The organism is Halorubrum sp. BV1 (assembly GCF_000746205.1).
Taxonomy (GTDB): domain Archaea; phylum Halobacteriota; class Halobacteria; order Halobacteriales; family Haloferacaceae; genus Halorubrum.
Genome location: NZ_JQKV01000001.1, coordinates 72149 through 95192, shown reverse-complemented (window position 1 = coordinate 95192; position 23044 = coordinate 72149). Strand labels below are relative to the sequence as shown.

General features: G+C 65.4%; 31 protein-coding genes, 3 tRNA genes and 1 pseudogene. 11 read left to right on the top strand and 24 right to left on the bottom strand.

Going from position 1 to position 23044, the window contains the following annotated elements; translation table 11 throughout:
• Positions 1-82 precede the first annotated feature (82 nt).
• From rpsB to EP28_RS00445, 13 genes are all read right to left on the bottom strand, one after another.
• A complete protein-coding gene (rpsB, locus tag EP28_RS00505) occupies positions 83-904 on the bottom strand; it encodes a 30S ribosomal protein S2 (RefSeq protein ID WP_049982067.1) in 822 nt (273 codons plus the stop codon).
• Positions 905-919: 15 nt separating this feature from the next.
• Positions 920-2122: a phosphopyruvate hydratase gene (gene eno, locus EP28_RS00500; RefSeq protein ID WP_049982066.1), complete on the bottom strand. Its 1203-nt coding sequence runs from the start codon at positions 2120-2122 to the stop codon at positions 920-922.
• Positions 2119-2301 carry a DNA-directed RNA polymerase subunit K gene (locus EP28_RS00495; protein WP_049982065.1) on the bottom strand — a complete coding sequence of 61 codons (183 nt, stop codon included), beginning with the start codon at positions 2299-2301 and terminating at the stop codon, positions 2119-2121. The genes eno and EP28_RS00495 overlap by 4 nt, the downstream gene beginning before the upstream one ends.
• A gap of 1 nt (position 2302) precedes the next feature.
• Positions 2303-2497: a DNA-directed RNA polymerase subunit N gene (locus EP28_RS00490; RefSeq protein WP_049982064.1), complete on the bottom strand. Its 195-nt coding sequence runs from the start codon at positions 2495-2497 to the stop codon at positions 2303-2305.
• A 12-nt stretch (positions 2498-2509) separates the two neighbouring features.
• Positions 2510-2908: a 30S ribosomal protein S9 gene (locus EP28_RS00485; RefSeq protein ID WP_049982063.1), complete on the bottom strand. Its 399-nt coding sequence runs from the start codon at positions 2906-2908 to the stop codon at positions 2510-2512.
• Entirely contained in the window at positions 2902-3351 is a 450-nt protein-coding gene (locus EP28_RS00480) for a 50S ribosomal protein L13 (RefSeq protein ID WP_049982062.1), read from the bottom strand. Before EP28_RS00480 ends, EP28_RS00485 begins: the two co-directional genes overlap by 7 nt.
• Positions 3348-3701, bottom strand: coding sequence for a 50S ribosomal protein L18e (locus tag EP28_RS00475; RefSeq protein WP_049982061.1), 354 nt, complete (start codon positions 3699-3701; stop codon positions 3348-3350). Before EP28_RS00475 ends, EP28_RS00480 begins: the two co-directional genes overlap by 4 nt.
• Positions 3702-3736: 35 nt before the next feature.
• Positions 3737-3821: transfer RNA gene (locus tag EP28_RS00470), tRNA-Leu, on the bottom strand.
• Between the two features lie 149 nt (positions 3822-3970).
• A complete protein-coding gene (locus EP28_RS00465; protein WP_049982060.1) occupies positions 3971-4723 on the bottom strand; it encodes a DNA-directed RNA polymerase subunit D in 753 nt (250 codons plus the stop codon).
• Position 4724: 1 nt separating this feature from the next.
• Positions 4725-5114: a 30S ribosomal protein S11 gene (locus EP28_RS00460; RefSeq protein ID WP_004046448.1), complete on the bottom strand. Its 390-nt coding sequence runs from the start codon at positions 5112-5114 to the stop codon at positions 4725-4727.
• Positions 5115-5120: 6 nt separating this feature from the next.
• Entirely contained in the window at positions 5121-5648 is a 528-nt protein-coding gene (locus EP28_RS00455) for a 30S ribosomal protein S4 (RefSeq protein WP_049982059.1), read from the bottom strand.
• On the bottom strand, positions 5645-6166 hold the full coding sequence (locus EP28_RS00450) for a 30S ribosomal protein S13 (protein WP_049982784.1): 522 nt from the start codon (positions 6164-6166) through the stop codon (positions 5645-5647). Before EP28_RS00450 ends, EP28_RS00455 begins: the two co-directional genes overlap by 4 nt.
• A 57-nt stretch (positions 6167-6223) precedes the next feature.
• A tRNA-Ser gene (locus tag EP28_RS00445) sits at positions 6224-6309 on the bottom strand.
• A gap of 236 nt (positions 6310-6545) precedes the next feature.
• On the opposite strand from EP28_RS00445, the gene EP28_RS00440 reads away from it, so the two are divergent.
• From EP28_RS00440 to EP28_RS00395, 11 genes and pseudogenes are all read left to right on the top strand, one after another.
• On the top strand, positions 6546-7586 hold the full coding sequence (locus tag EP28_RS00440; protein ID WP_049982058.1) for a zinc-binding dehydrogenase: 1041 nt from the start codon (positions 6546-6548) through the stop codon (positions 7584-7586).
• 22 nt (positions 7587-7608) lie between these two features.
• Positions 7609-7830: pseudogene (locus EP28_RS00435) on the top strand (hypothetical protein); the annotation flags it as partial.
• 83 nt (positions 7831-7913) lie between these two features.
• On the top strand, positions 7914-8492 hold the full coding sequence (gene cmk, locus EP28_RS00430) for a (d)CMP kinase (RefSeq protein ID WP_049982057.1): 579 nt from the start codon (positions 7914-7916) through the stop codon (positions 8490-8492).
• A gap of 24 nt (positions 8493-8516) precedes the next feature.
• Positions 8517-9497: an RNA-guided pseudouridylation complex pseudouridine synthase subunit Cbf5 gene (locus EP28_RS00425; protein WP_049982056.1), complete on the top strand. Its 981-nt coding sequence runs from the start codon at positions 8517-8519 to the stop codon at positions 9495-9497.
• Positions 9498-9587: 90 nt separating this feature from the next.
• A tRNA-Pro gene (locus EP28_RS00420) sits at positions 9588-9658 on the top strand.
• 77 nt (positions 9659-9735) lie between these two features.
• Positions 9736-10005, top strand: a complete 270-nt coding sequence (locus tag EP28_RS00415; protein ID WP_049982055.1) for a DUF7563 family protein — start codon at positions 9736-9738, stop codon at positions 10003-10005.
• Complete coding sequence (locus EP28_RS00410; protein ID WP_049982054.1) at positions 9995-10564, top strand: hypothetical protein; 570 nt, start codon at positions 9995-9997, stop codon at positions 10562-10564. The genes EP28_RS00415 and EP28_RS00410 overlap by 11 nt, the downstream gene beginning before the upstream one ends.
• 350 nt (positions 10565-10914) lie before the next feature.
• Complete coding sequence (locus EP28_RS13935) at positions 10915-11085, top strand: hypothetical protein (RefSeq protein ID WP_155118391.1); 171 nt, start codon at positions 10915-10917, stop codon at positions 11083-11085.
• Positions 11082-11558 carry a PD-(D/E)XK family putative nuclease gene (locus tag EP28_RS00405; protein WP_049982053.1) on the top strand — a complete coding sequence of 159 codons (477 nt, stop codon included), beginning with the start codon at positions 11082-11084 and terminating at the stop codon, positions 11556-11558. The genes EP28_RS13935 and EP28_RS00405 overlap by 4 nt, the downstream gene beginning before the upstream one ends.
• Positions 11558-11932 (top strand): hypothetical protein, encoded by a 375-nt coding sequence (locus EP28_RS00400; RefSeq protein ID WP_049982052.1) that lies wholly within the window; start codon positions 11558-11560, stop codon positions 11930-11932. Before EP28_RS00405 ends, EP28_RS00400 begins: the two co-directional genes overlap by 1 nt.
• Positions 11932-13542, top strand: coding sequence for a DUF7845 domain-containing protein (locus tag EP28_RS00395; RefSeq protein WP_049982051.1), 1611 nt, complete (start codon positions 11932-11934; stop codon positions 13540-13542). Before EP28_RS00400 ends, EP28_RS00395 begins: the two co-directional genes overlap by 1 nt.
• A 399-nt stretch (positions 13543-13941) precedes the next feature.
• On the opposite strand, the gene EP28_RS00390 is transcribed toward EP28_RS00395, so the two are convergent.
• The 11 genes from EP28_RS00390 to EP28_RS00340 form a co-directional block, all read right to left on the bottom strand.
• Entirely contained in the window at positions 13942-14211 is a 270-nt protein-coding gene (locus EP28_RS00390) for a hypothetical protein (RefSeq protein ID WP_049982050.1), read from the bottom strand.
• 3 nt (positions 14212-14214) lie between these two features.
• Positions 14215-17262 (bottom strand): hypothetical protein, encoded by a 3048-nt coding sequence (locus tag EP28_RS13930; RefSeq protein WP_155118390.1) that lies wholly within the window; start codon positions 17260-17262, stop codon positions 14215-14217.
• Positions 17263-17482: 220 nt separating this feature from the next.
• The gene (locus EP28_RS00375) at positions 17483-18742 is read right to left on the bottom strand and encodes a hypothetical protein (RefSeq protein ID WP_049982047.1); all 1260 of its coding nucleotides are present in this window, start codon (positions 18740-18742) and stop codon (positions 17483-17485) included.
• Positions 18743-18744: 2 nt separating this feature from the next.
• Complete coding sequence (locus EP28_RS00370; protein ID WP_049982046.1) at positions 18745-19536, bottom strand: hypothetical protein; 792 nt, start codon at positions 19534-19536, stop codon at positions 18745-18747.
• Positions 19526-21208 (bottom strand): hypothetical protein, encoded by a 1683-nt coding sequence (locus EP28_RS00365; RefSeq protein ID WP_049982045.1) that lies wholly within the window; start codon positions 21206-21208, stop codon positions 19526-19528. The genes EP28_RS00370 and EP28_RS00365 overlap by 11 nt, the downstream gene beginning before the upstream one ends.
• Entirely contained in the window at positions 21209-21568 is a 360-nt protein-coding gene (locus EP28_RS00360) for a hypothetical protein (protein WP_049982044.1), read from the bottom strand.
• Positions 21565-21711 (bottom strand): hypothetical protein, encoded by a 147-nt coding sequence (locus EP28_RS13925; protein WP_155118389.1) that lies wholly within the window; start codon positions 21709-21711, stop codon positions 21565-21567. The genes EP28_RS00360 and EP28_RS13925 overlap by 4 nt, the downstream gene beginning before the upstream one ends.
• Positions 21711-22073, bottom strand: coding sequence for a hypothetical protein (locus tag EP28_RS00355; protein ID WP_049982043.1), 363 nt, complete (start codon positions 22071-22073; stop codon positions 21711-21713). Before EP28_RS00355 ends, EP28_RS13925 begins: the two co-directional genes overlap by 1 nt.
• On the bottom strand, positions 22070-22297 hold the full coding sequence (locus tag EP28_RS00350) for a hypothetical protein (RefSeq protein WP_049982042.1): 228 nt from the start codon (positions 22295-22297) through the stop codon (positions 22070-22072). The genes EP28_RS00355 and EP28_RS00350 overlap by 4 nt, the downstream gene beginning before the upstream one ends.
• The gene (locus tag EP28_RS00345) at positions 22294-22626 is read right to left on the bottom strand and encodes a hypothetical protein (protein ID WP_049982041.1); all 333 of its coding nucleotides are present in this window, start codon (positions 22624-22626) and stop codon (positions 22294-22296) included. Before EP28_RS00345 ends, EP28_RS00350 begins: the two co-directional genes overlap by 4 nt.
• Complete coding sequence (locus EP28_RS00340) at positions 22627-23019, bottom strand: hypothetical protein (protein ID WP_049982040.1); 393 nt, start codon at positions 23017-23019, stop codon at positions 22627-22629.
• Positions 23020-23044 lie beyond the last annotated feature (25 nt).

The following is a 23044-nucleotide window of genomic DNA, read 5'->3' as shown; positions in this document are numbered from 1 at the left end:
TCCGCTTTCGGCTCTCCGGTGAATCGTGGCTGTTCGGTGGCTCTACCCGCAGAAAAGTCGAACTCGAAGCTGACCGACCGACTTAGAGTTCGTCCTCGAAGTCGTCGAGGGCGAACACGGTGTCGGCACCGCGGCGGTCGAGCGTCTCGTTGGCGAGCAGCCAGTAGACGACCGACAGCGCGCGTCGACCCTTGTTGTTGGTCGGGATGACCAGATCGACGTTCGAGAGCTGGTTGTTGGAGTCACACATCGCGATGACCGGGATGCCGACGGTGATGGCCTCCTTGACGGCCTGCGCGTCGCCGATCGGGTCGGTCACCACGACGACGTCCGGCTCGATGTAGCCGGCGTAATCGGGGTTCGTCAGCGTGCCCGGGATGAACCGTCCGGTGCGGGCGCGAGCGCCGATGGCGTCCGCGAACTTCTCGGCCGGGAACCGGCCGTACTGCCGCGAGGACGTGACGAGGATCTGCTCGGGGTTGTAGTTCGCGAGGAAGTCCGCGGCGGTGCGGATGCGCTGGTCGGTCGTGCTCACGTCGAGCACGTAGAGCCCGTCGTCGCGGACGCGGTGGATGAACCGCTCCATGTCCGCGGTCTTCTGTTGGGTCCCGATGTGGACACCCGCGGAGAGGTAGTCCTCGACGGGGATCAGCAGGTCGACGTCGTCGTCGGGCATGACGTCGTCGTCGAACGGGGAGACCTCCTCTTCCTCGGCGTCGTCTGCCGTCGCGTCGGCGGCCTCGCTCTCGGCGTCGGCGGCCTCAGTTTCGGCGTCGGCGGACGCCCCCTCGGCGGCCGCGTCGGCGGTCGGTTCCTCGGTCGTGTCGGCCTCCTCCTCGACCGCCGCGTCGACCGCCTCGGTCTCCGCGTCGTCGAGTTCGACCGCGTCGTTGTCTTCACTCATGCGTGTGGGTGTCCGTCATACCGCGCCGTCCGCGATGCGGACCAGTTCGTTCAGCTTGGCGGTGCGCTCGCCGCCGACCGTGCCGGTCTTGATGTATCCGGCGTCGGTCGCCACGGCGAGGTGTGCGATGGTCGTGTCTTCGGTTTCGCCCGAGCGGTGTGAGATGACCGTCTCGTATCCGTTTCGGGCAGCGAGTTCGACCGCGTCGAACGCGTCCGACAGCGTCCCGATCTGGTTCGGCTTGATCAGGATGCTGTTTGCCGCGCCGACGTCGATCCCCGCTTGGAGCCGTTCGACGTTGGTGACGAACAGGTCGTCACCGCAGATCAGCGTCCGGTCGCCGACCCGGTCGGTCAGCTCCGCGAACGCCTCGTAATCGTTCTCGTCGAGCGGATCCTCGACGTACGCGAGGTCGTACTCGTCGACGAGTTCGGCGACGTACTCGACCTGCTCGTCCGTCGACTTCGTCTCGTCACCGTACACGTACGCCTCAGCCTCCTCGTCGTACAGCTCTGCGGCCGCCATGTCGAGGCCGAAGCGGACTTCGAAGCCCACCTCGCTCTCAACACGGTCGACCGCCTCCTCGACGACCTCGAACGCCTCTGCATCCGAAATCGGCGGTGCCCACGCGCCCTCGTCGCCTTTCGCCGCCGGGACGCCGCGTTCGTCGAGCACGTCCGCGACCGCCGCGTGGACCGCGGCGTTCGCGAAGACGGCCTCCGAGACGCTCGGCGCGCCGACCGGTGCAGCGAGGAACTCCTGAATGTGGGTGGCCTCTTTGGCGTGTTCGCCGCCGCCGACGACGTTTCCGAGCGGGATCGGGAAGTTGTCGCCGCGGAACGCGCCGCCGAGGTGCTGGTACAGCGGCGCACCGAGCACATCCGCGGCGGCCTTCGCTGCCGCCATCGAGATCGCGACCGCGCTGTTCGCGCCGATCGCGGAGAAGTCGTCGGTGCCGTCTGCAGCGCGCAAGGCATTGTCGACGGCCCGCTGGTCACCGGCGTAGAGGCCTTCGAGCCGCGGAACGGCGTGCTCTCTGGCCTTCGCGATCGCCTCGCTCGCCGGCAGTTCGATCGCCTCGTACTCACCGGTAGAGGCCCCGCTTGGGGCCGCCCCGCGGCCGAAGCCGCCGGATTCAGTGAGCACGTCGGCCTCGACGGTCGGGTTCCCGCGCGAGTCGAGGACGCGCCGCAGCGAGACGCTCGTGATTCGGGTCATTTCTCACCCTCCCGGCGGACGGTGAAGGGGAGCACACCCGCGTCGTACTCCTCCGCGGCGACGAGGATCGGCTCCGTCTGGTCCGAGTCGATCAGCACGGGCGCTCCGTACGATACCTGCAGCGCTCGCGCGCCGAGGATGCGTGCCTTCTCGTATCGGTTGTATCGTTGTGCAGACATGTTACTGGTACGGCGAGACGACGTCGACGAGGTCCCGATGGCTGACCATCATCCGACGACAGCAGTGCCGGTCGACCCCGAGGTCGTCGAGGACCGCGCCGGGGTCCTCGTCGCCCTCGCGGGCTCGCTCCTTGAATTCTTCCCAGTGTTCACCCACGACGTTACCGCATGTGAAACACCGAACGGGGATCATCATGACTGGATCACCTCAGCGGTAGGACTTCTGGTAGCGAGCGCGCGCGCCCGGTCCGCCCCACTTCTTGGGTTCGGACTGGCGGACGTCGTTGACCAGGAGCGTCCGGTCGAAGTTCATGTAGGCGTCGCGCAGCTCGGCGTCGCCGAGGTGCTGAACGATGCCGCGGGCGATGGCCGTGCGAGTGGCGTCGGCCTGACCGCTGAATCCGCCGCCTTCGACGGTGACGTCGATGTCGACGTCGTCACGGAGTTCCTCGCCGGCGATGCGGAACGGCTCGAGCATCTTGAGCCGCGCCTGTTCCGGTTCGACCAGCTCGACGGGCTGGGAGTTGATGCGAACGCGACCCTCGCCGTCACGCACCGTTGCGCGGGCGACGGCCGTCTTCTTCTTGCCTGAGGTGTTCGTTACCATGTGACGTTGGCTCCCAGAGACTCGGAGATGTCACCGAGCGTGGTGAATTTGATGTTCGAGAGTCGGTCCAGCGAGGTGCCCTCCAAGACGACGCTCTCGGCGTCCTCGTCGCGCTCGTAGGGGTTCCCCACGTAGACGCGAACGTTCGAAAGGGCCTCGCGGCCGTCTTCCGTCTTGTAGGGCAGCATGCCGCGGATGGCACGCTTGAAGATCCGGTCCGGCCGTTTCGGGTAGTACGGACCGCTGTCAGACCCGAGTTCGGCGCGCTTGTGGTACGTCTCCATCGTCGCCTCTTCGTTGCCGGTGATGACCGCGCGTTCGGCGTTGACGACGGCGACGGACTCCCCGGCGAGGGCGCGCTGGGCGACCTCCGAGGAGACGCGACCGAGAATGCAGTCTCGGGCGTCGACGACGACGTCCGCATCGATCTTCGCGAGACTCATCGAATCACCCGGACGTTGCTGCCTTCTGGGTTTTGTTCGACGAACTGTTCAAGCGACACCGCTTCGCCGGCCTGATCGATCTTCGTGCGGGCGGTTCCCGAGAAATCGACGGCGGCGACGGTGACGTTCTTTTCGAGCACACCGCTGCCCAGCACCTTGCCGGGGACGACGACCGTCTCGTCTTCCTGCGCGTATCGTTCGATACGGCCCAGGTTGACCTCAGCGTGCGTGCGCCGTGGCTTCTCCAGTCGGTCCGCGATATCCTGCCACACGTTGGCACCGGAGTCGCGCGAGACCGACTTCAGATCGGCGATGAGGTTCTGTAGTTTCGGATTCGTCTTGCTACTCATAGCTCCCTCCTAAAGAGAGGTTCTGAAAAACGGAGTGCAGGGAGCAGGATTTGAACCTGCGGACCTCTACAGGACAGCGCCCTGAACGCTGCGCCGTTGGCCTGACTTGGCTATCCCTGCGTGCACTCCTGCGTAATCCGGCTCCCTTCAAACCACTTTCGGTCCCGGTGTCGCCGGGACCACGCGGCCGTTCGTCGGCGCGAGCGTCGGCGTCGCGACTGCGTACAGGGGCGAACGCCGACCGGGTGGTTCGAAGGTCCGTCATTACGTTAGACCGTGACTTTCGTCTGTAGTTCGTCCGCGCGCTCCTCGATGGAGTCGATCGCGCGGAGCAGCAGTTCTTCGACGCTGAACGACCCGTCCGTCTCGATATGGAAGACGAACGCGCCGGGGACGTCCTCGATCGTGACCTCTTTGCCGGGGTACCGGTTCGAGAGGTCGTTGTCGAACTCGTCCGTGAGCACGATATCGCCCTCGGGCGTCTCGACGACGCCGCGAAGGATCTGCGGTTCGTCCTCGTCGAACTCGCCGCGGTCGCCCTCGACGGTGACACGCTGGAGGTGTCGGTAGCCGACAGAGACGCCGCCCTGATGTTTGGCGTGCTCCTTTCCGGTGTCTAACACCGCGTCGGCCTCGAACTCCAGCCGCTGTCCCTCCTTCAGCTCGATGATCGGGACGTTGTCGTCTGCGACTTCGACCAGCGGGTCCGCACTCTCGATATCGCCGGAATACGCCGTATCCGGTCCCTCGACGTCGAGTGCGAGCGTGACCTCGTCGCCGACCTCGAAGTCGTCGAGCGGGGTCGTGAGGGGGATGAGGCCCAGCCGCAGGCCGATCATCTCGTCGAACATGACGGAGGAGTTCTCGACGAACCGAACGGTGTCGATCGAGAACGTCGGGACGTCGGCGATCATCGCGCGGCGGATGCCGTTCGCGAACGCCGGAGTGAGCCCGCGGATCAACACCCGCGCGCTGCGTTCGTCCCGTTCGACGTACTCAACGTCGAAATCTGCGTCACTCATGTCAGACTCGCTTGTTCTTCGGTGCCTTCGTCCCGTCGTGCGGGATGGGCGTGACGTCCTCGATCCGGCCGATCTCGACGCCGGCGCGCGAAAGCGCGCGGATCGTCGCCTGCGCACCGGGACCGGTGGACTTGTTGAGGTTGCCGCCGGGGCCGCGCACGCGGACGTGCACGCCCTCCAAGCCGGCGTCTTTGACGCGCTCGGCGACGACTTCCGCCATCTGCATGGCGGCGTACGGCGACGCCTCGTCGCGGTTCTGTTTCACCACGGTACCGCCGGACGACTTGGCGATCGTCTCGGCACCCGTCTCGTCGGTGACCGTGATGAGCGTGTTGTTGAACGATGCGTACACGTGGGCGATTCCCCACTTTCCGTCCTCGGATTCACTCATGGTTAGTTACTCCTGTGACTCCGCGCGCTCGGGGTGAAGATCGTCCGCGAGCGGGCTGTTCTCGTCGAAATCGATGGCTCCCTCGTCGGCCACGTCGACCTTCACCGAGGGACGCGTCACGCGGGCCCCGTCGACGGTGACGTGCCCGTGGACGAGGAACTGTCGCGCCTGCTGTGTCGAGGACGCGAGCCCCTGCCGGTAAACGACCGTCTGGAGGCGGCGTTCGAGCAGGTCGGTCACGTCGAGCGACAGGACCGTCGAGATATCGTCGTTGTCGCCGAGAATTCCGATGCGGCGGAGTCGTGCGACGAACTCCGAGCCGGCGTCCTGAGCAGCGTCGACGTCGCCCTGTGCGTCGCCGAGCAGTCGTCGCGCCTCGCGACGCATGTTGCGCAGCTCGGACTGAGCGCGCCAGAGTTCCTCTTTGTTCTTCAGGCCGTACCGAGAGAGGAGGTCCGACTCCTCGGCGATCCGCTCGCCCTGGTACGGATGGTTCGGCGTCTCGTAGCCTTTGGTGTTCTTGCCGGTGCTCATTCTTCGTCACCCGCTTCGTCTTCCGCCATCTCCTCGCGGATCTCCTCGACGTTGACGCCGATTGTGCCCTCGGAGCGGCCCGTGGACTTCGTGCGCTGACCGCGTACCTTCTGGCCGCGCTTGTGGCGAACGCCTTTGTACGATTCGATGAGCTTCATCCGGTTGATGTCGTGACGACGCTTCTCGCTGACGTCGGTGCCAACGAGGTGTGTCGTCTCCCCGGAGTAGAAGTCGTTCTGTCTGTTCGTCATCCACGACGGGACGTGGTCTTCGAGGTTCTCTGCGATGTCGACCACCGCGTCGATGTCACCCTCGTCGAGGAGACCGAACGTGGCCTTGCGGTCCACGTCGGCCTTCTCGGCGACCAGCCGCGCCGTGCGCGTGCCGATGCCGTCGAGTTCGGACAGGCTTCGCTCGACCGTCTTCGTCCCGTCGAGGTCCGCTCCCCCGATCCGGACGAAGTACTGGAGGTCTTCTTCCTCCTCCGGCGAGTCGTCCTGTGATTCTTCCGTGCTCATGTGTTGGTTGTGGTGAGCCCTGCCGGCGCGATTCCGGCGGTACTCGGTCCGTTCGAGCGTTGCGGCGGGGATTCGAACCCCGGAGGCAGTGACGCCACAGAGTTAGCAACCCTGCGCCTTGGGCCAGGCTTGGCTACCGCAACTCGCGTCGTATCATCGCCCTCTCGGACTCGGGATCCGACACCCCTGCAGTTCGTGCATCCGTACGGTCCCGCCTTCGGTACTTAAACATCACGAAAGCCGCGGGTGAATGTCCCCAGATCGCACGGGTGAGACGGTGTGACGTGCGATAACGTGTGCCGTGAGATAACGTGTGCCGTGCGGCGAAATCACAGCCGGTTGGCGTACTGTTTAGTGGGTGCCACGGGTGGGAGACGGTATGCAAGCAGTTCAGTTCGACTCCCACGGCGACCGCGACGTGATCGAGTACGGCGAGTTCCCGGACCCGGAACCCGACCGCGGCGAGGTCCTCGTCGACGTCAAAGCCGGCGCGCTGAACCACCTCGATATCTGGACGCGACGCGGGCTCCCGGGCGTCGACTTAGAGATGCCACACATACCCGGCAGCGACGCGGCGGGCGTCGTCGAGGCCGTCGGCGACGGCGTGACGCGCTTCGAGCCGGGGGACCATGTGGCCGTGAGCGCCGGCGTCTCCTGCGGGGAGTGCGAGTTCTGTCGGAGCGGCGAGGAGTCTCTTTGCGCGTCGTTCCACATCATCGGCGAGCATGTGCGGGGCGTGCACGCCGAGATGGCGGCGGTGCCGGCGGAGAACCTCGTTCCGGTCCCGTCGAGCGTCGACTGGGCGGTCGCCGGGTCCGCGTCGCTCGTCTTCCAGACCGCGTGGCGGATGCTCCACACGCGGGCCGAACTCGAGGCGGGCGAGAAGGTGCTCGTGCTCGGCGCGTCCGGCGGGGTCGGCCACGCCGCGGTGCAGATCGCGGACCACGCGGGCTGTGAGGTGTTCGCGACCGCATCCACGGAGGAGAAGCTCTCGCACGCCGAAGACTGTGGGGCCGACCACGTCATCGACTACGAGACGAACGACTTCGCAGAGGAGATCGCCGAGCTGACCGGGAAACGCGGAGTCGACGTCGTGGTCGACCACATCGGCGAGGCGACGTACCCAGACTCGCTGAAGTCGATGGCGAAGGGAGGGCGACTCGTCACGTGTGGCGCGACGACCGGCCCGAACCCGGGCGCGGGGCTCAATCGGATCTTCTGGAACCAGCTGTCTGTGATCGGGTCGACGATGGCGACCCCGGGCGAGGTCGACGACGTCCTGGAACTCGTCTGGGACGGTACCTTCGAGCCGCGCGTGCGCGAGGTGCTCCCGATGAGCGAGGCCGCCCGCGCGCACGAACTGATCGAGAACCGTGAGGGCTTTGGCAAAGTGGTGGTAAAACCCGACAGTGAGATCTGATCCCGACGCCGACGCCATCAGCGAGCCCGACGCGGACGGGTTCGGACGAAAGGGATGGGCGCTGACAGCGGTGCTTTTCACCTGCGTTCTCGTCATCCCCGGGATCATCTACGTGTACCCGTACGCCGCCGGCGCGCTCGGATTCACGTTCTTTGCGACGTACCTCGCGCTCCCGCTCGTTCCCGCGGTCCTCCTCGGGTTCGTCGCCGTGTGGTCGATGACGGCGGCGACGCGAGACCAGTAGCCGGCGGGTGTTCGTGCCGGTGGCTGCGCTCGTCGCGAGCGCCGAACGACAACCGTTTTGAACGATACCCGCGGAGTAGCGATATGTTGATCACCGTCTCCGGCCCGCCGGGAAGCGGGAAGAGCACGAATGCCACGGCGCTCGCCGACCGACTCGGCCTCGGTCACGTCTCCGGCGGCGACATCTTCCGCGAGATGGCGGCTGAACGCGAGATGACCCCTGTGGAATTCAACGAGTTCGCCGAGGAGGATCCGCAGATAGACCGCGACCTCGATCGGCGGCTCCACGAGATCGCCACCACCCGCGACGACGTGGTCCTCGAATCGCGGCTGGCCGGGTGGCTCTCCGCCGACGCGGCCGATTTCCGCTTCTGGTTCGACGCGCCCGTCGCCGTCCGCGCCGAGCGGATCGCCGACCGGGAGGACAAGCCGGTCGAGCGGGCCAAAGCCGAGACTGAGCGCCGTGAGGCTTCCGAGCGGAAGCGGTACTCGGAGTACTACGACATCGACATCGACGACCTCTCCATCTACGACGCCGCGTACAACACCGCCCGTTGGGGGCCCGACCGGTTCATCGACGTACTCGTCGCGACGGTCGACGCGTACGACCCGGACGACGACGAAGGGAAGGCACCGATCGACGGTGTCAACTACGATTTTTGAGACCGCTCGAACCAATATCGAACCATGCCTAGTGACCCAGCCGACACGGACCGCACGCCGCTTCGCTCCCCGCCCGAGGAGCGACGAATCCCGGAGCTGCTCCGGTTCGGCGTTCTCAATCTCGACAAGCCCGCCGGACCCTCCTCACACCAAGTCTCCGCGTGGATGCGAGACGCGATCAACGACACGCTGTCCACACTCGATCCCGAGGGCGAGCCGATCGACGGCGTCGCACACGCGGGTACCCTCGATCCCAAGGTCACCGGATGCCTCCCCGCGCTCACCGGCACCGCGACCCGGGCGGCGCAAGTCTTTCTCGAAGGGCGAAAGGAGTACGTCGCGGTGCTGGAGCTGCACGCCCCCGCGCCCGACGGCTTCCGCGACGCCGTCGCCGAGTTCGAAGCGGAAATCTATCAGAAGCCGCCGCGAAAGAGCGCGGTGACGCGTCGCCTCCGGACGCGGACCATCGACGACCTCGACGTGTTAGCGATCGACGGTCGACAAGCGCTGCTCCGGATCCGGTGTGAGTCCGGCACGTACGTCCGAAAGCTGTGTCACGACATCGGGCTCGCGACGGGCGTAGGCGCACACATGGGTCACCTCCGCCGGACCGCGACCGATCCGTTCGACGATCGCGATCTCTGCACCCTGCAGGATCTCGTCGACGCGCTCGCGTGGGCCGAAGGGGGCGACGAGACACCCCTCCGCGAGGTCGTCCGGCCGGCCGAGGACGCGCTGGTTCACCTCCCCGCGGTCACCATCGCGCCGTCGGCGGCTCGAAACGTTGCGACCGGTGCCCCCGTCTACGCTCCGGGCGTGATCGACGTCGACGACGCCGCGGAAAAAGCAGTCGTTGAAAGCCAAGAAACGGACGGTCACGCCGACGAGAGCCCTCTCGTCGCCTGCTTCACGCCCGACGGAGCCGCGGTGTGTCTCGGCCGGATCGTCGGCGACCCCGACGCCGAGTCCGGGACCGTCGTCTCGATAGAGCGCGTGCTCGTCTGAACACGGGACGACAACGGACGCCCGCGGCCGGAATGGACGCGTGAAACGAAGTTCTTAATTACCGGACACCCATCTTTCCGAGTGCAGAACGGGACCGTGGGGTAGTGGTATCCTCTGCGGATGGGGTCCGTAGGACCTGAGTTCGACTCTCAGCGGTCCCATCCTGTTTTGTAAAGCATCCGATAAATAACAGCGAGAGCACCCTCTCGCGCCCCAAAACCGCATCCGGGGGGTCGCTATGATCCGCCTACAGCGCGGATCTACCGACGAACGCGAATGTCACTTCTGCGGGTGTCACGTCACCGATACGTTCGCCCGCGTCCACGGCGATCAGGACGATACTGTCCACCGCTGTCTCGGCTGTGACTGCTTCCGCCGCGTGAGCCGCGGGAGCGCCGCTGGCGTCAGCGTCGACCTCCCAGATCCGGCCGAGCAACCGAACCGGAACCGCGGCCAGCGCGTCGGGGCAGCCCTCCGCACAGACGGAGGTGAGTTCGATGGCGACTGACGGACGAGAAGCGTTCGAGCGCCGGACGCTCTCGAACCTCCGTCCCGATGTCGGCGTCGTTGACACCGACGAGACCTGTGAGCAGTCGGACCACTGCGATCGCGAGCAGCAGTACCGCGTCCCGTGGCCCCACATCGGCGGCGACGTGGCGCTCTGCGACTACCATCTCACCCGGTACCGGAAGCTCAACCCGGACATCTGGGAGCGCGTGCGCGACCTGGAGGGCGTCGAAGACCCCGACGTGTACGCGGTCGTCGGCGACCGATTCCTCACTGTCGACGAGGTCCCCGGGGAGATCGCCGTCGACGGCGAGAAGATGTGCCGGGTCGGTCTCGGTGTCGACGGGCATGCGCTCTTCGACAGCGCGGAGCCCGACGACGACGACGGCACGGTCCGCTTCGTGACCGTCGATCGCAACCTCGAACCTCGCGACTCCATCGAGATACACCGCTCGTCGGCCGGCGCGTTCGTCTCGTGGTACCGGTCACACGAGGGAGTTCACGAGTTGGACGCTGACGCGCGGTCCGCTCTACACGGGGGTGACTCGGCTGATGTCTGATCAGTCCGACGGAGATCGACAACTGCGCGAAGCTAAGGATTTCTGGTCAAAATACGAAATCCCATTCGAGTTTGGGACTGCGATCAAAGTACGTAGATCCGGCCTTTCGCGCGGGAGTTGGGGCGATGGACGCGCAGCAGACACGGTAATCCACCTCCACGTTAAAGAACCGTTTAGCGACGGACGGTTATCCCGCGGCGCAGATACCTATCTTTGCGATCCGGGCTCGTACGTCACGCAGCAGGCGCAGGAGCCCCCAGTATCGGGTGACGTTGAGCAAAAGATCACTTGCGACACCTGTCGGAAGCGGATGGAGCGTTGGTACCCTGCCCTACAGGAGGCCCTCAACGATGACTGAGGGTGGTGCGGAATACGGAGACGGCACTGATCGACGCCGGAAGGCGATCGGTCGCGAGCATCTTCTCGGCGCGACCGTGTGGGCCTACGCTGGTGGTGACGTGAACGTCAAAGTCTGGACGACCACCTGGGAGCTTCGGATGCCCGGGAGGTTAGAAGGATGAGCAGCGAGACGCTCGCTGCCGCGAAGCGTGCCGGTCACAACGCCGAGCACCACGTTCTCGACGCTGTCGACGCCCTCGAACCCACCTCCGGCGAGGAGCACTGGGACGCGATCGCCGAGACCGCCGTCTGGCCCTCTGCCGAGTTGCCCTTCCACGGACTCTGCGTCGTCGAGGCCGGCCTCCCCGTCGAAATCAAGAGCACGATGGTCGTGCAGACCGCCGACCAGCGCCGCGGCCGGTTCAAGCTCCGGAATCAACAGCACGAAACGCTGGTCGAGAGGAGCGGTGTCTACCTCTTCGTTGTCTGCGAGCCGTACCCGGAGCGGACGCCCATCGCGATGAAGGTCGTTCCCGCTCGCAGCGCCGGCGGGCTCGTCGACGCGAACGCGAGCTGGCGTGACGAACTCGACGGGAGAGGTAAGAAGGCCCAGCTCACCTGGAGCAACGTCTTCGACCCCGCGGAGGTGGAGTGATGCGTCTCGATCAGGTCCGCCTCTGCCGGCCGATCATCCGGTGGGTTGACGGCGATCGTGTCCCGGCGAACCCATTCACTAAGGACGCCGTCAGTGAGCCGCTAGGGACCGCACTCATCCCGCGTCGGCGTATCGCCGGCAAGCACATCAACGACGTTCAGTCCGATGCCATCCCGGTTCGTGGCTGGAAAGACGGCCGCTACGTCCTCGCGATCGCGCCGGAACACGCCTCTGTCGATGTGTTCGATCCATCGGAGCGCGAGCCGGGTGATCCTACGCTTGAGGTCACCGATCCGTGGGTACCGCTCGTCGCCGTCTTCACCGCCGGCGAGCGCGACGCTGTCGTCGTCCCCCGGAAGGAGGTCGAGCTCTGATGCGTGAGCACATCCGCCCGCACGTCCACGAGTCGAAGGCCTACCTCCACTTCGGGGAGAACGACCTCTCGCCCTACTGGACGCTCCGGAACCTCGTCATCCACGAACTCGACGGCCACGGTGAGGTCACGACCGAGATCGACGGCGAGCCGTGGCACGTCGAGATCGGCTACTCCGACTCCGCGATCGCGCCGCGTCCATCGGACTCCATCCAGCGGGACGTCCTCCGCGACTGGGAGCTCCACTTGGAGGGACCCGGCAAGGCGAAGGCACACTTCCAGATCCGCGCCCGGTACGACGACATGCGCGGCCCCGACGGCGACAGCAAGTCGATCCCGTGGCCCGGCGGTGAGGGACTCGATGTCTTCGCACAGAGCAGCAACGTCTCCCTCGACCGCGTTCCGTGGCTGCTCCGGCAGGCGATCGACTCGTTGGCTGACGCCGCTGGTGTCGACATCAACGCGTCGTACCTCCGCCAGCCGCTCCCGTCGAGCAACATCACGACCGTCGAGTACTACGTCCGCCTTCGGCGCCAGTACGCGCAGAAGCTCGTTCGCTCGGACGGGATCATGTACCGGTTGATGCATCTGCTCGCCGACGAGCAGGGGATCGAGTGGATCTACAAGGCCGACAACACCGAGATCGTCGGCTACCGCCACGCGTTCGATCTCCCGCCGTCGGCGCTCGCGAAGCTCGGACCTGACCTCTCCGCCGGCTGCCGGCTGAAGACGTACCACCCGAAGCACGTCCGCAGCGAGGAAACTGAAGACGACCCGCTGTCGTCGCCGAAGTACGGTGTCGCGTTCCACCGGTCGATCGACGGTGAATCCCGACCGTGGAGCGAGCGTGACGAGCTCCGCCGCCAGCTCGAAGATGTCCTCGTGAACACGCTGGAGTGGGCCGACGTCCCCACCGAGCCGGAGCCGATGACCTACGTCTCCGACTCGCACTTTGCGGTGGCCGCGTCCGACGTCGAGGTCGCGCGCCGGTCCGACCCGACGCCGGCGCTCGAAGCTCAGCAGGAGTCGATGCTGCTCCACGTCCTCGACGACCTCACGCCGACGGGGAAGGACGTCCTCGAAGAGGTCGCGACCGACGGCGGTCGGAAGCACTACCGAGATCTCGCCGACGCCACCGACAGCTCTGTCTCGACCATCTACCGCGTCCTCGACGAGATGAACGAGGTCGTGAAGAGCGACCGCGGGATGGTGAAGTTCACCTCGGAGAAGATCCGCCAGGAGATCGTCGGGATGGTGGAGCGCCTCGACGAGCTGAAGGAGTCGACCGTAGACCGCGTCGCCGAACTCGCGAACATCGACCTCCGGTCGCGTGCGGACAGCGCGCTGGAGAAGTGGATGGCGAAGTACGGCTCGCGGCTCGTGAACGTTTACGAGGGCCGCGAGGCGCAGACGCTCCGCTTCGACGCCGTCCTCTCGGAGTTGCGCTCGCTCCAGGAACCGTACGTCGAGCGTGTCCTCGAAGCCGGGCTCGGCGCGTGGACGTCGACCGGGCGGGACGCGCTGACGTTCAAAGAGTTCCGCGTCGAGGCCGATGTCCGCGGTGGGACCGACATCAAGGGTCGTCGCGTGGGGTCGATCATCGGCTGGTAGCGCGGTGACTCGTGAGTGGCAACACTACTCCGTAGGTCGTTTCTTTAAATACCCGTCCGCGTAACCCCTGTTTCTGGTGGAGTCCGTCGTCCGTTCGTTTCGTGGGTCTCAACCGTGCAACCGCCACCGGCGGCGATCTTCCTTCTTACTGGATCGGAAGATCCCCTTAGCGAGTGTCCCTAAAAGGGACATCCAGAAAAAAGACCACAGCCTTCAGCACAGCACCCCCCACACCGCACTCGAAACGTTGCCCTCGCGTCCGGGATAGGTATGAGCCAGCAGGAAATCATCGACCACCTATCTGCAGTCGTCAATTAGTAGTCTACCCCTCGTTCCTCCCCGAACGCTCTCAGCGCGCCAGCACGGCGCGAGAAACAGCCCGCAAGTCTTAGCCGGTACTCACAGCGGAAGCGGCAGCGACGGTACAGCCGGAAGGGACGCCACAGAGATCCAGCCCGCGCCGATCGCGACCAAGACTAGCAGTGCGACGCCGGCAGCCGCGATGAAGCCGATTCGAATTGTCTCCAGCACCGACTGCAGAATCGCGAGCACTCGATGGCCGCGCCAGATGAGCAGCAGCGCCGTCGCGAACATGCCGGCCTGAATCCCGTTGCCGGTCGCGAGACTGATCACCGCGTCAACGCCACCTGCGAAGGGTCCGGGAAGCATCAGTCAGTCCCTCCGTGTGACGACGTTGAAGACCGGTCGGTCAGACTGTCGGGCACGGTACCAGAGGTAGAGCCCGCCAGCGCCGACGAGTATCAGCAGCGGCGCGACCTGCTCACTCGTCAGCTGCTCGATGGCGGTCTGGATGGTGCCCGGCGCGACGAACTCCAGTCCGAGCACGACTGCGACGATCGTCGACGCGAGCCACACGCGCTGGCTGACCGCGTCCGACCGACGCAGCACGAGGTACGACGCGATCGGGACGCCCGAGACGACGATCAGGATACCAACGCCGTCCGGGAGCTGGAACAGCCCGACGCGTGCCGCCACGATCGCCGCGACGACACCGGTCGCGACCGATGCGCGACGGTTCGAGGCGACGACGCTCACCACTTTGCCCATGTAGCCGAGCAGTCCCTGTAGCCCGGAGAGCGTCCCACTCCCTGCTCTCTGTGCGGCACGCTCCCCGGCAGCGACGCCACGGCCGCCGAACGGCTCCAAGCGGCGGAACGCGACGATCCCGCCGATTCCGAGCAGGCCGAGTAGGAGTAGCTGGCCGCCGCCGACTCCGGACGGGGTCGAGATGCTCCCGACCGTCGCACCGGCTCGCTCTCGGAACTGACCGACGACGCCTCCAGAGTCCGAGTCGCTGGTCCCGGAGTCACGGAGGATCTGCCACGTGTCCTCCGAGTCGTCGTCCTCGAAGATCGCCGGCGAGTTCGCCACGTCGCTGTCGACGACGATCGACCGAGCGAGACTATTCAGCAGGTACGTCACACCGGACTCGGTGTTGTAGTATTCGACAGTCACCGGATCGCCATCGCCACCCGGACCGGGTGACACGTCGAGCTCGGGATTCTCTCCCGGCTCGACCACGTCGATCCGCACGTCACCCTGCTCGGCGACGACTCGCGTCTCCAAGTGCTTCACGCGGAAGGTATCTCCCGTCTTCGAGTTCGGGAGGTACATCTTCTGCGCGCCGGTCGCGTCGATGACGACGTAGTCCTCGGTCGGGAAGACATCCGAGTACGAGTAGTGCACGCGGTCGCCGTCGTCAGTCGGGCCGACGTTCACATGGAAGCCTTCGCTCCGCTCGTCGATGCGCAGCTGTGTGTCGAGTTCCTCGTGTGGCGCTGTCGGGTCGGTGATCGTGACCGCGCCGTTCCCAACCGACATCTTCCGGCCGGTCGCTCTCACGTCGACGGTGGAGCCGGCGGGCACCGCGCCGCCGACCGCATCGCTGACGTAGATGTCGACGGTCGTGCCGTCGAAGCGGTAGTTATCCGCCCCGACGCGCTGCCAGCCGCCGCCGTCGATCTGGTACTCGACGTTTTTCACACCGACCACGCGTGAGGATTCGAACGGGATCGTGACCTGCGCGTCCGAAGTTTCGGCCGCGTACGTGTGGCTGACGTTGTAGCTCTCCTCGAACGTCGTCGCGGAGTAGCCGACCGAGATCTTGTCCGAGGCCTCGTGGCTCGCTTCGAGGTTCGCGCGCATCTCCGGTGCGTCGGCCGACAGCGAGCCGTCACCGAGCGAGAGGTTCAGCGTGTTCGTGCCCTCTTGCAGCTGCTCTTTCGGGATGGTCGCCGTGGCGGTCTCGCCGTCGGCCAGCGTTCCCGAGTGGACCGTCGTCGAGTTACCGTTCAATTCCACGACGGGATCCTGTGTGTCAACGAATACGTCGTAGCTGACTTGGTAATCGATCGTCGCATTGTTTGTCGACTCGACTGAGATCGAGGAGGTGTCTAAACCGAAATCAATTGCCTGAGAGTGTCCAGATCCGGTTATCGTCCCGAAATCTGCACTCGCACCGTCATCCGTTGAGACGACTACATTGTCCGCCGTCGCTGCCTCTAGTCCCCCTTGGATGTAGCCATTATAACTGTCCCCGGTCGTCGCTGTGAAGGCTGTCTCTGAGGCCGATCCAGTATCCGCGAAAGCGTACACATAGTGATCTGACTGATCGACCTGTTTTGTGACAAACGAGACGTGGACCTGATCAGCATTACTCGCGTCAACAACCTGATCGAAATTGTAGGTTGCTGGTGAGTCTTGCATCTCGACACCCGACGCAACGAGTATCCCATCGGTCTTCGTGCCATCAATCGGTCCAGTATCAACGTAAATGTCAATTGTGCCGGTTGGCACGCCGTTAAACCGGCCGCCACTCACGCTGACTCCACTAATCGCATCTGGTGGGTTTGAGTGCAAAAATGACGACTCAATTGGATTGCCGTTTTTTGCTCCATACAGCGGGGCAGAGTTGCTCCCCGAGGCATATGCGGTGTCGACTGTCGGACCTCCTCCTGTGACATCCAGACTAATCACCGGAGCCCCGGATCCATCAGGGCCTGTTGGATCTTGCGTCCCAGACACAGACAAGCTATCCGAGTGACCAGACGACCCTCCTGTCCCCGTTACCGACTGCGTCTCTGAGTTAGTGACGCCCGTCGTATTGATCGTCACATTAGAGGCAGCATCGTAGTCCGACAGCTCCCACGTCGCGGTCGTTCCCGAGGTCGCCGAATCCAGCGACACGTCGACGCGACCACTGAACGTGACCGTGTTGTCCGAGAAGTGCGGCACGTCGAACACGAGGTAGCCGTCAACGTACTCCGCGCTCGCCGTCCACTCGCTGCCATCCTCGTGCGTCCCGTGGATCGCCTGCGGCCGGTAGCCGAGTGCTTCCTGCAGCTTCCCGGCGTCGAGAGCGACTTCACGACCGGCCGATTCGGTATCGTCCCGAAGCACGACCGCCATCCCGTCGCCTGTGACCGAGGCGGTGTCACCGTCCATCACCGTCGGTGCGTGGTCCGCGGTCGTCAGGATGACCTCTAGGGAGTCGGCATGGTCACTCGCGAGCACGCCGCCTTTGAGTTCACTCGCCGAGAGCGCGAGCGTTTCGCCGTCAGGAACGTCCTCGGCGACGTTCGCGTCCGGGATCGTTGCCATCCCTGCCGGCGCGGCTGCGGCTGGTCCGACCGCAGCGAACGGAACGACAGGCGCGAGCACGAGCATGACCGCGAGTGCCGCCACAAGCGCGCGTTTCACGTGCGCTCACCTCCGCTCGACTGCGCGCGAACCCCACGCACGGGCAGGCCGGCGCAGTTTGCGCGGGCGGCCACGCCGGTGGGGTTATCGCGGATACCCCGGGGGCACGCACGCATCGGATTCCGGATACGCGCGCGTATGAGGAGCGCCGGCCGGCGGCGCGCCGCCGCGATCGCGGTCGCGAGCCTCGAACCCGTGCCGTCTCTCGATGTCAGCTGCATCACTCGCTCACCTCGCTGAGATCTCGCTGTGCTTCGTCGATGCTCGGAGTGGACGTCGGCTCACCGAGTCCGAGCTTCAACACCCCCTCCCCGTCGTCGTCCGCTTTGATGTCGCTCCACTGGTAGAGCGAGAAGTTCCGCTCGTTGAACATCAGCGCCTGTCCGATCTGCCGGTCGGACATGATGTCAGAGATCATCGGCACGGTTGAGAACCCGTGAGGAATCGACCGCTTCGACTTTCGGCGCGGGTTCGGCGTGCTGTCCGGCATATCGACGCGCCACATGTGCTCTTCGCGAACGCGCCAGTTGATCTGGCTCTCCCGGTGGATCGTCAGGTAGACGCTGAAGCGCGACCGTCGCGAGTCCTGCATCAGGTTCCGGAACAGCATCAGCTTCGAGTGCGTCTTGTGTTCGTCCTGCTCAACGCTCGGCGGGACGAGATCCGCCGCCTCGTCGAACATCCACGACCACCAGCCGTTCGAGTTCGCGAACTCGATCCGCGCCAGCATGAACGCGAACCACCAGTGGGTCAGCGGCGTCGGTTCGTCATCCTCTCCAGCAATCCACTCGGGCGTGAACGGCAGCGTTCCAGACACCCGGCTGCTCTTCCGCGAGATCTCCGAACAGCCGCTAAAGCTCGCGTCAGGGTAGACCACGTTGAACGTCCCCGCCGGGTGGTCGCCGAGTTGGTCGACGAGATCGAGCACGTCGTCGTAGTAGCGCACCGACCGTGCGATGTCGTCGAGGGAGCCGATCGACTCCGGCTCGCGCGTGTCGTCCTCGAACACCCAGCGCGCGTCGACGCCTGAGTGACGCGGCAGCCACACGGTCGCCCAGTCCGCGAACGGTGTCCACTCCGACCTGTTCGGTGAACCGCGCCAGATGACCTTCTCGTCGTTTTCGTCCATCAGCCGGCACGACCAGTGCAGGTTGTCCGTCGACTTCCCGCACCCGCGCTCGCCGACCTTGAGCCAGTCCGTGCCGCCCGCGCTCGATGTTCGCTCGGCTGGCTTCTCGTGGATCAGCACATCCGGGTAAACATCGTACTCGAACGCGTCCGGGTCGAACTCCGGAATCCCGAAGCGCATCCGCATCTCGTAGGCGTCGGTCCACCACTCCGGTGCGGGCTCGTCGCTACCGTTGCGACCCTGCTGGGTGCCTTCGCCCCAGCCGTAGCCCCACCGCTCTGGCGTCCACTCTGCGTCGCTGTTCGTCGTCTTCGTCTCTCCGCTCGTCGTCTGAGATTCTGTCTTACTCATGATTATCCCTGCCCGGGCGTCAGCCCGTCAGAGGTGTGTGTCGCCAGTTCGCCCGCTTCCAGCCGCTTGATACCGGCTGCGAACGCGGGGAGCAGTTTCGCGACCGCGAACCGCTCGCGATACTTCCGAGCCAGCCGCTCCGCTTCGAGCGCGGTGTCGGCGTCAACACGTCCGAGGAAGTGCTCGCGAGCGACCGGGTCACGTCCGACACGCGACGGGAGCGACTCGTCGAGCGAGCCGTTCGTCGGCTCGGAGAGGTCGTGGAGCCACGACTGCAGCTCCTCGACAGAACCGAACCCGCCCCATAGTCGCTGGATCGCTGCCCGCTGCTGTCGGTCTGCCACCTGGAAGGCCGGTCGCATCGCGACGAATTCCTGCCCCTCCGGGTCGTGCTCGTCGTTGCGGACGTCCTCAGGATACTCCCCGGCGGACTTCCGGAGCGCGTTGTACGCGAGGTTGAACGCGGGCAACACGAGCACGCGTTCGAGCCGCTGGCGATACTGCCGCGCCGTCTCCAGCGAAAGCGGGTCATCCGCGAACCGCTCGCGTTCAGGACCGACCACGAGCGCCGTCAGCAGCGTCCGATCGCGGAGGAGGCCGACGGGGTCCCAACGCTCCGTGATGTGACCAAGCGTCCGCACGATCGCCGCTTGGTACCACTCGATAGCAGTCCGCCGGTCCGGGAAGCCGTCTCGAAGGCCGTGGTCGAGATCGTCGTCGGGCTTCGGTGCGAGTAGCGCCCGCTGGTCGTGCTGCAGCGTCGGGAGCGCCGGCCGCGTCTGATTAGTCGTCATCGGCCACCCCCTTGCGCTCGGTCGTCTCGGGATCGACGTCGAGGTCGTCGTCGATACCGAGCTCCGCGTTCGTCAGCTCACGCGTCACGGACGAGTCGAACTTCTGCTCGATGTCGCGGGCGTCGAGCGGCGTCTTCATCCGCTCGCGCCACGCGATGTCGCGGTACTGGTCGAGGAGCTTCGCGTCCGCGTACTCACCAGCCTCGAACGCGAGCGACGCCTCCGCCTGCGTGAAGTGGTACGGAGCGGGCTCGCTCTCTGCACCGCCGTTCTCGGTTCTGTAGATGAACGGTAGCCCGACGATCGCGCCGACGACAGCGCCGAATCCCGGAATCCCGAGCATCGCATCTGAGATGAACCAGCCAGCCGCCGCGCCGCCGCCAAGCGGCAGAACGACGCCCGGGTTCGGGAGAGTCGTCAGCCCGATCCCCGGAACGTCGATCTCTCGCGAGAGCGGCAGCCGGACAAGTTTCGGCGGCGCGTGCACGAGCGCGTCGTGCAGGTCCCACTCAGGATCCAGTTCGATCTCTAGTTCGTACGGCGACTCTTTGCCCTTCTTGTGCGTCTGGATGTCCGAGACGTCGAGCGTCGCCAGCGAACCACGCAGCCGGGCGATGTACGCTGGCAGCCCCTTCCGGATCAGCACGAGTTCCTGATCCGCCTCACGCCGCAGTCCCGTCTTCACGACGTGGTCGACGTATCGCGAATCGTGGGTGTCCTCGCCGCGCGGCGATTTCGCGTTTTCGAGGTCTTGGCGTCTGAACAGGAACTTCTGCAGGTTCGACGGGCCAGACCCCTCCAACACGAGAGCGTACGATAGCACGCCGAACACGAGCGCCATCCCCGCGGGCAGCCGCGTCGCGAGCACCGCGCCCTGGAAGGCGAAGAAGCTCGCCAACAGTGCGACTGGGACCATGATAGCGAGGCCCCACTTCACGAGACCCCACTGCGGACCGACGATCGCCTTCTCGTGGTGCCGGCGTCCGAGCGAGCCGCCGATCAGCATCGCCGGCAGCGCGAACACGCCGATCTCCCAGAACAACGTCGAGAGGAAATCGCCCCACGAGTTGATGTCGATGCTGCGTGCCGTCGCGATCGTCCGGTGGTTGAACGTCCATCTCGCGTCTGGATACTCCTCGACCCACATGGTGATCCGCTGGTTTTCGCCGAAGCTCGACGGCAGTGGCACCTCGGCGTTGTCGTAGCCGCGCCCCAGCTGCGTGGAGACCGTCGTTGCCGTCACGTTCTCCGCGACCGGCTCCGACGTCGTCCCGTTCTGCGTCTGGAGCGTGCGCGTCCCGCGCTGCCAACCGACGACGTTGATCGTCAGCTGCTCGTTCGGGTCGCCGAGGCGGATCGTCCGCAGCGTCACCGCGTTCTGCTGCACGCGGGTGTCCTGAGCGACGTACTCCCAGTCTGACGAACCGAAGCCGACCGGTTCGTGACGGAGCGTCGCGCTCCCGTAGCTACCGAGGAAACGCATCGACGGTGGCGCGCCCTCTTGGGTGGTCCCGCCGCCGCGGAGATCTTCGAGCGAGTAGTCCGCGTTGCTCTGCTCGACCGTCGTGTTCGACGGTGCGGGCGTGTCTTGAGCCGTGGCTGGTGCGACCGCCATGGCGGGCGCGACGAGCAGTAGCGCCGCGAGCGCGGCGAGGAGTATCCGGCGGCGCATCTACGGGGCCACCTCCTCGCCGATGTGGTCTGTCCACCCGTCGCCGTACTCCATCTTGAGTTCACGGCTGTACGCGTAGCTGGTTGTGAACCACGTCCGCTGGGCGGCGGCTGCGGCGAGAGCATACACCGCAACACTGACTACTGTCGTCGAACCGTCACCGCCCAGAAGATGGATCATGATCCACTGGCCCGGGACAGCAAGAACCGCCCCCGCGGCAGCTGACACGAAAACCGCGCCAGCGTGAAGTGTCGGCATTTTTCGCTCCACGGAGACGTACTCCGCGAACGAGCCGACAAAGGCACCACTGACCACGATCGCGATGTAAACCACGCCGAAGCCGATGATCGTCGCGATCATGGTAGTGCCCCCATGATGGCCTCCTTGAACCCGACGAACGTCGACGCGGCGTGGTCCGGCGCGATGTAGAACCACACGCCGAGAACCACCGCTGCGAGGATGAGCGCCCCCGCCTTCTCGTCGATTTGGACGAATGTCGCCATCAGAGACCACCCCAATGAGCGAGTGTCGCTGTCCCGCGGTACAGTGAGAGCAACATCCCACCGCCGACACCCAGTATCCAGAGGTCAGGATATCCGGCGACAAAGGCTGTTGCCGCACCGAGTACGCCCATGACCGCGGACACAACTGGGAGCTTCAGCGGGCGGAACACGTAGCCGTCGGTGTTGTCACAAGTAGGGTTCGAGCACGTAACGTGGCGGGTGAGCAGCCGTTCGGACCTGATATTCGAGTCGTTCCCGCACTCCATGCATACTGTGGAGCTTGTATCCACGTCTGTCCACGACCGCTCCGATGGAAGCGGGTCGACTCTGTCCATGATTGCGTCTATCACGGTCCCGATCACGCTGAACTCACCTCCCGGAGTCGGCTGTCGGTCGTGTTCATCTCCTTGAGGAGCATACCTGTCCAGAACGCGAAGTACAGAACCGTCAGGGCTGGTCCGAACGACAGATCAGCCGCGACTGCAGGTGCCAATCCGAGCCCGATAGCCGATGCTACTGTCATGGCGAGTTGCCATGTCGCCTCTTTGTCCCCGAACGCGTCGCGAAGCCGGTAGGGTCCAGTCATTCGCGTTCCTCCTTCTCCACGATCCAGTGTGCGACGACGAGCCCACCGAGGCCGAGCAGCACGGGACGCGTCGCGTCGACGACGGGCCCGCCGGCGATCGGCGCGAGCAGGAGCGCTCCGGAGACGAGCGCTAGCGCCATCACGGCCTTCGACCCGGACAGCAGGATCGACGCCGACCCCGTGTCGCTCGACATCGACGAGCGGAGTACCGGGTCGGCACCCTCGCCGACCAGCCGCTCGTACGTCCAGTAGAGCAGGACGATGAGCACCAGCGCACCAGCGATCGAGCGCGCGGCTGCGATCGGGAGCGCGTCGATCGGGAGCGCCATCTAGATCCCCCTCCCGCGGGTCTTCGACGCCCGCCAGATGAGCGCGATCACAGTCACGATCCCGAAGAGAGCCAAGAACTGACCGTTCGTGATCAGGCCTTGGAGACCGAGCCATCCGAGGATCCCGCCGACGACGTGACCGACTACGACCGGCGCATCGATCATCCCGACGAGGTCTGCGACCAGCTGGATGATCTGGTCACCGATGGTCAGCAGGACGCCCATCGTCACGACGATTGCCGAGCCCGAGCGGTTACCGACGCCCTCGACGAGCTCGTTGATGTCGTCCGCGTCGCGCCACTCATCGAGGACCCAGTAGATCAGCGCCATCACGCCGATGACCCCGACCACGACGCCGAATCCCCACAGCGTGACCGTGCCGAGGAGGTTCATCGTTCACCTCCCGTGCGATACGTCT

What these genes read in the sequence shown, in the direction of transcription:
- rpsB (WP_049982067.1), bottom strand. Translation starts at nt 904, where the DNA reads ATGAGTGAAGACAACGACGCGGTCGAACTCGACGACGCGGAGACCGAG.
- eno (WP_049982066.1), bottom strand. Translation starts at nt 2,122, where the DNA reads ATGACCCGAATCACGAGCGTCTCGCTGCGGCGCGTCCTCGACTCGCGC.
- EP28_RS00495 (WP_049982065.1), bottom strand. Translation starts at nt 2,301, where the DNA reads ATGTCTGCACAACGATACAACCGATACGAGAAGGCACGCATCCTCGGC.
- EP28_RS00490 (WP_049982064.1), bottom strand. Translation starts at nt 2,497, where the DNA reads ATGATGATCCCCGTTCGGTGTTTCACATGCGGTAACGTCGTGGGTGAA.
- EP28_RS00485 (WP_049982063.1), bottom strand. Translation starts at nt 2,908, where the DNA reads ATGGTAACGAACACCTCAGGCAAGAAGAAGACGGCCGTCGCCCGCGCA.
- EP28_RS00480 (WP_049982062.1), bottom strand. Translation starts at nt 3,351, where the DNA reads ATGAGTCTCGCGAAGATCGATGCGGACGTCGTCGTCGACGCCCGAGAC.
- EP28_RS00475 (WP_049982061.1), bottom strand. Translation starts at nt 3,701, where the DNA reads ATGAGTAGCAAGACGAATCCGAAACTACAGAACCTCATCGCCGATCTG.
- EP28_RS00465 (WP_049982060.1), bottom strand. Translation starts at nt 4,723, where the DNA reads ATGAGTGACGCAGATTTCGACGTTGAGTACGTCGAACGGGACGAACGC.
- EP28_RS00460 (WP_004046448.1), bottom strand. Translation starts at nt 5,114, where the DNA reads ATGAGTGAATCCGAGGACGGAAAGTGGGGAATCGCCCACGTGTACGCA.
- EP28_RS00455 (WP_049982059.1), bottom strand. Translation starts at nt 5,648, where the DNA reads ATGAGCACCGGCAAGAACACCAAAGGCTACGAGACGCCGAACCATCCG.
- EP28_RS00450 (WP_049982784.1), bottom strand. Translation starts at nt 6,166, where the DNA reads ATGAGCACGGAAGAATCACAGGACGACTCGCCGGAGGAGGAAGAAGAC.
- EP28_RS00440 (WP_049982058.1), top strand. Translation starts at nt 6,546, where the DNA reads ATGCAAGCAGTTCAGTTCGACTCCCACGGCGACCGCGACGTGATCGAG.
- cmk (WP_049982057.1), top strand. Translation starts at nt 7,914, where the DNA reads ATGTTGATCACCGTCTCCGGCCCGCCGGGAAGCGGGAAGAGCACGAAT.
- EP28_RS00425 (WP_049982056.1), top strand. Translation starts at nt 8,517, where the DNA reads ATGCCTAGTGACCCAGCCGACACGGACCGCACGCCGCTTCGCTCCCCG.
- EP28_RS00415 (WP_049982055.1), top strand. Translation starts at nt 9,736, where the DNA reads ATGATCCGCCTACAGCGCGGATCTACCGACGAACGCGAATGTCACTTC.
- EP28_RS00410 (WP_049982054.1), top strand. Translation starts at nt 9,995, where the DNA reads ATGGCGACTGACGGACGAGAAGCGTTCGAGCGCCGGACGCTCTCGAAC.
- EP28_RS13935 (WP_155118391.1), top strand. Translation starts at nt 10,915, where the DNA reads ATGACTGAGGGTGGTGCGGAATACGGAGACGGCACTGATCGACGCCGG.
- EP28_RS00405 (WP_049982053.1), top strand. Translation starts at nt 11,082, where the DNA reads ATGAGCAGCGAGACGCTCGCTGCCGCGAAGCGTGCCGGTCACAACGCC.
- EP28_RS00400 (WP_049982052.1), top strand. Translation starts at nt 11,558, where the DNA reads ATGCGTCTCGATCAGGTCCGCCTCTGCCGGCCGATCATCCGGTGGGTT.
- EP28_RS00395 (WP_049982051.1), top strand. Translation starts at nt 11,932, where the DNA reads ATGCGTGAGCACATCCGCCCGCACGTCCACGAGTCGAAGGCCTACCTC.
- EP28_RS00390 (WP_049982050.1), bottom strand. Translation starts at nt 14,211, where the DNA reads ATGCTTCCCGGACCCTTCGCAGGTGGCGTTGACGCGGTGATCAGTCTC.
- EP28_RS00375 (WP_049982047.1), bottom strand. Translation starts at nt 18,742, where the DNA reads ATGAGTAAGACAGAATCTCAGACGACGAGCGGAGAGACGAAGACGACG.
- EP28_RS00370 (WP_049982046.1), bottom strand. Translation starts at nt 19,536, where the DNA reads ATGACGACTAATCAGACGCGGCCGGCGCTCCCGACGCTGCAGCACGAC.
- EP28_RS00365 (WP_049982045.1), bottom strand. Translation starts at nt 21,208, where the DNA reads ATGCGCCGCCGGATACTCCTCGCCGCGCTCGCGGCGCTACTGCTCGTC.
- EP28_RS00360 (WP_049982044.1), bottom strand. Translation starts at nt 21,568, where the DNA reads ATGATCGCGACGATCATCGGCTTCGGCGTGGTTTACATCGCGATCGTG.
- EP28_RS13925 (WP_155118389.1), bottom strand. Translation starts at nt 21,711, where the DNA reads ATGGCGACATTCGTCCAAATCGACGAGAAGGCGGGGGCGCTCATCCTC.
- EP28_RS00350 (WP_049982042.1), bottom strand. Translation starts at nt 22,297, where the DNA reads ATGACTGGACCCTACCGGCTTCGCGACGCGTTCGGGGACAAAGAGGCG.
- EP28_RS00345 (WP_049982041.1), bottom strand. Translation starts at nt 22,626, where the DNA reads ATGGCGCTCCCGATCGACGCGCTCCCGATCGCAGCCGCGCGCTCGATC.
- EP28_RS00340 (WP_049982040.1), bottom strand. Translation starts at nt 23,019, where the DNA reads ATGAACCTCCTCGGCACGGTCACGCTGTGGGGATTCGGCGTCGTGGTC.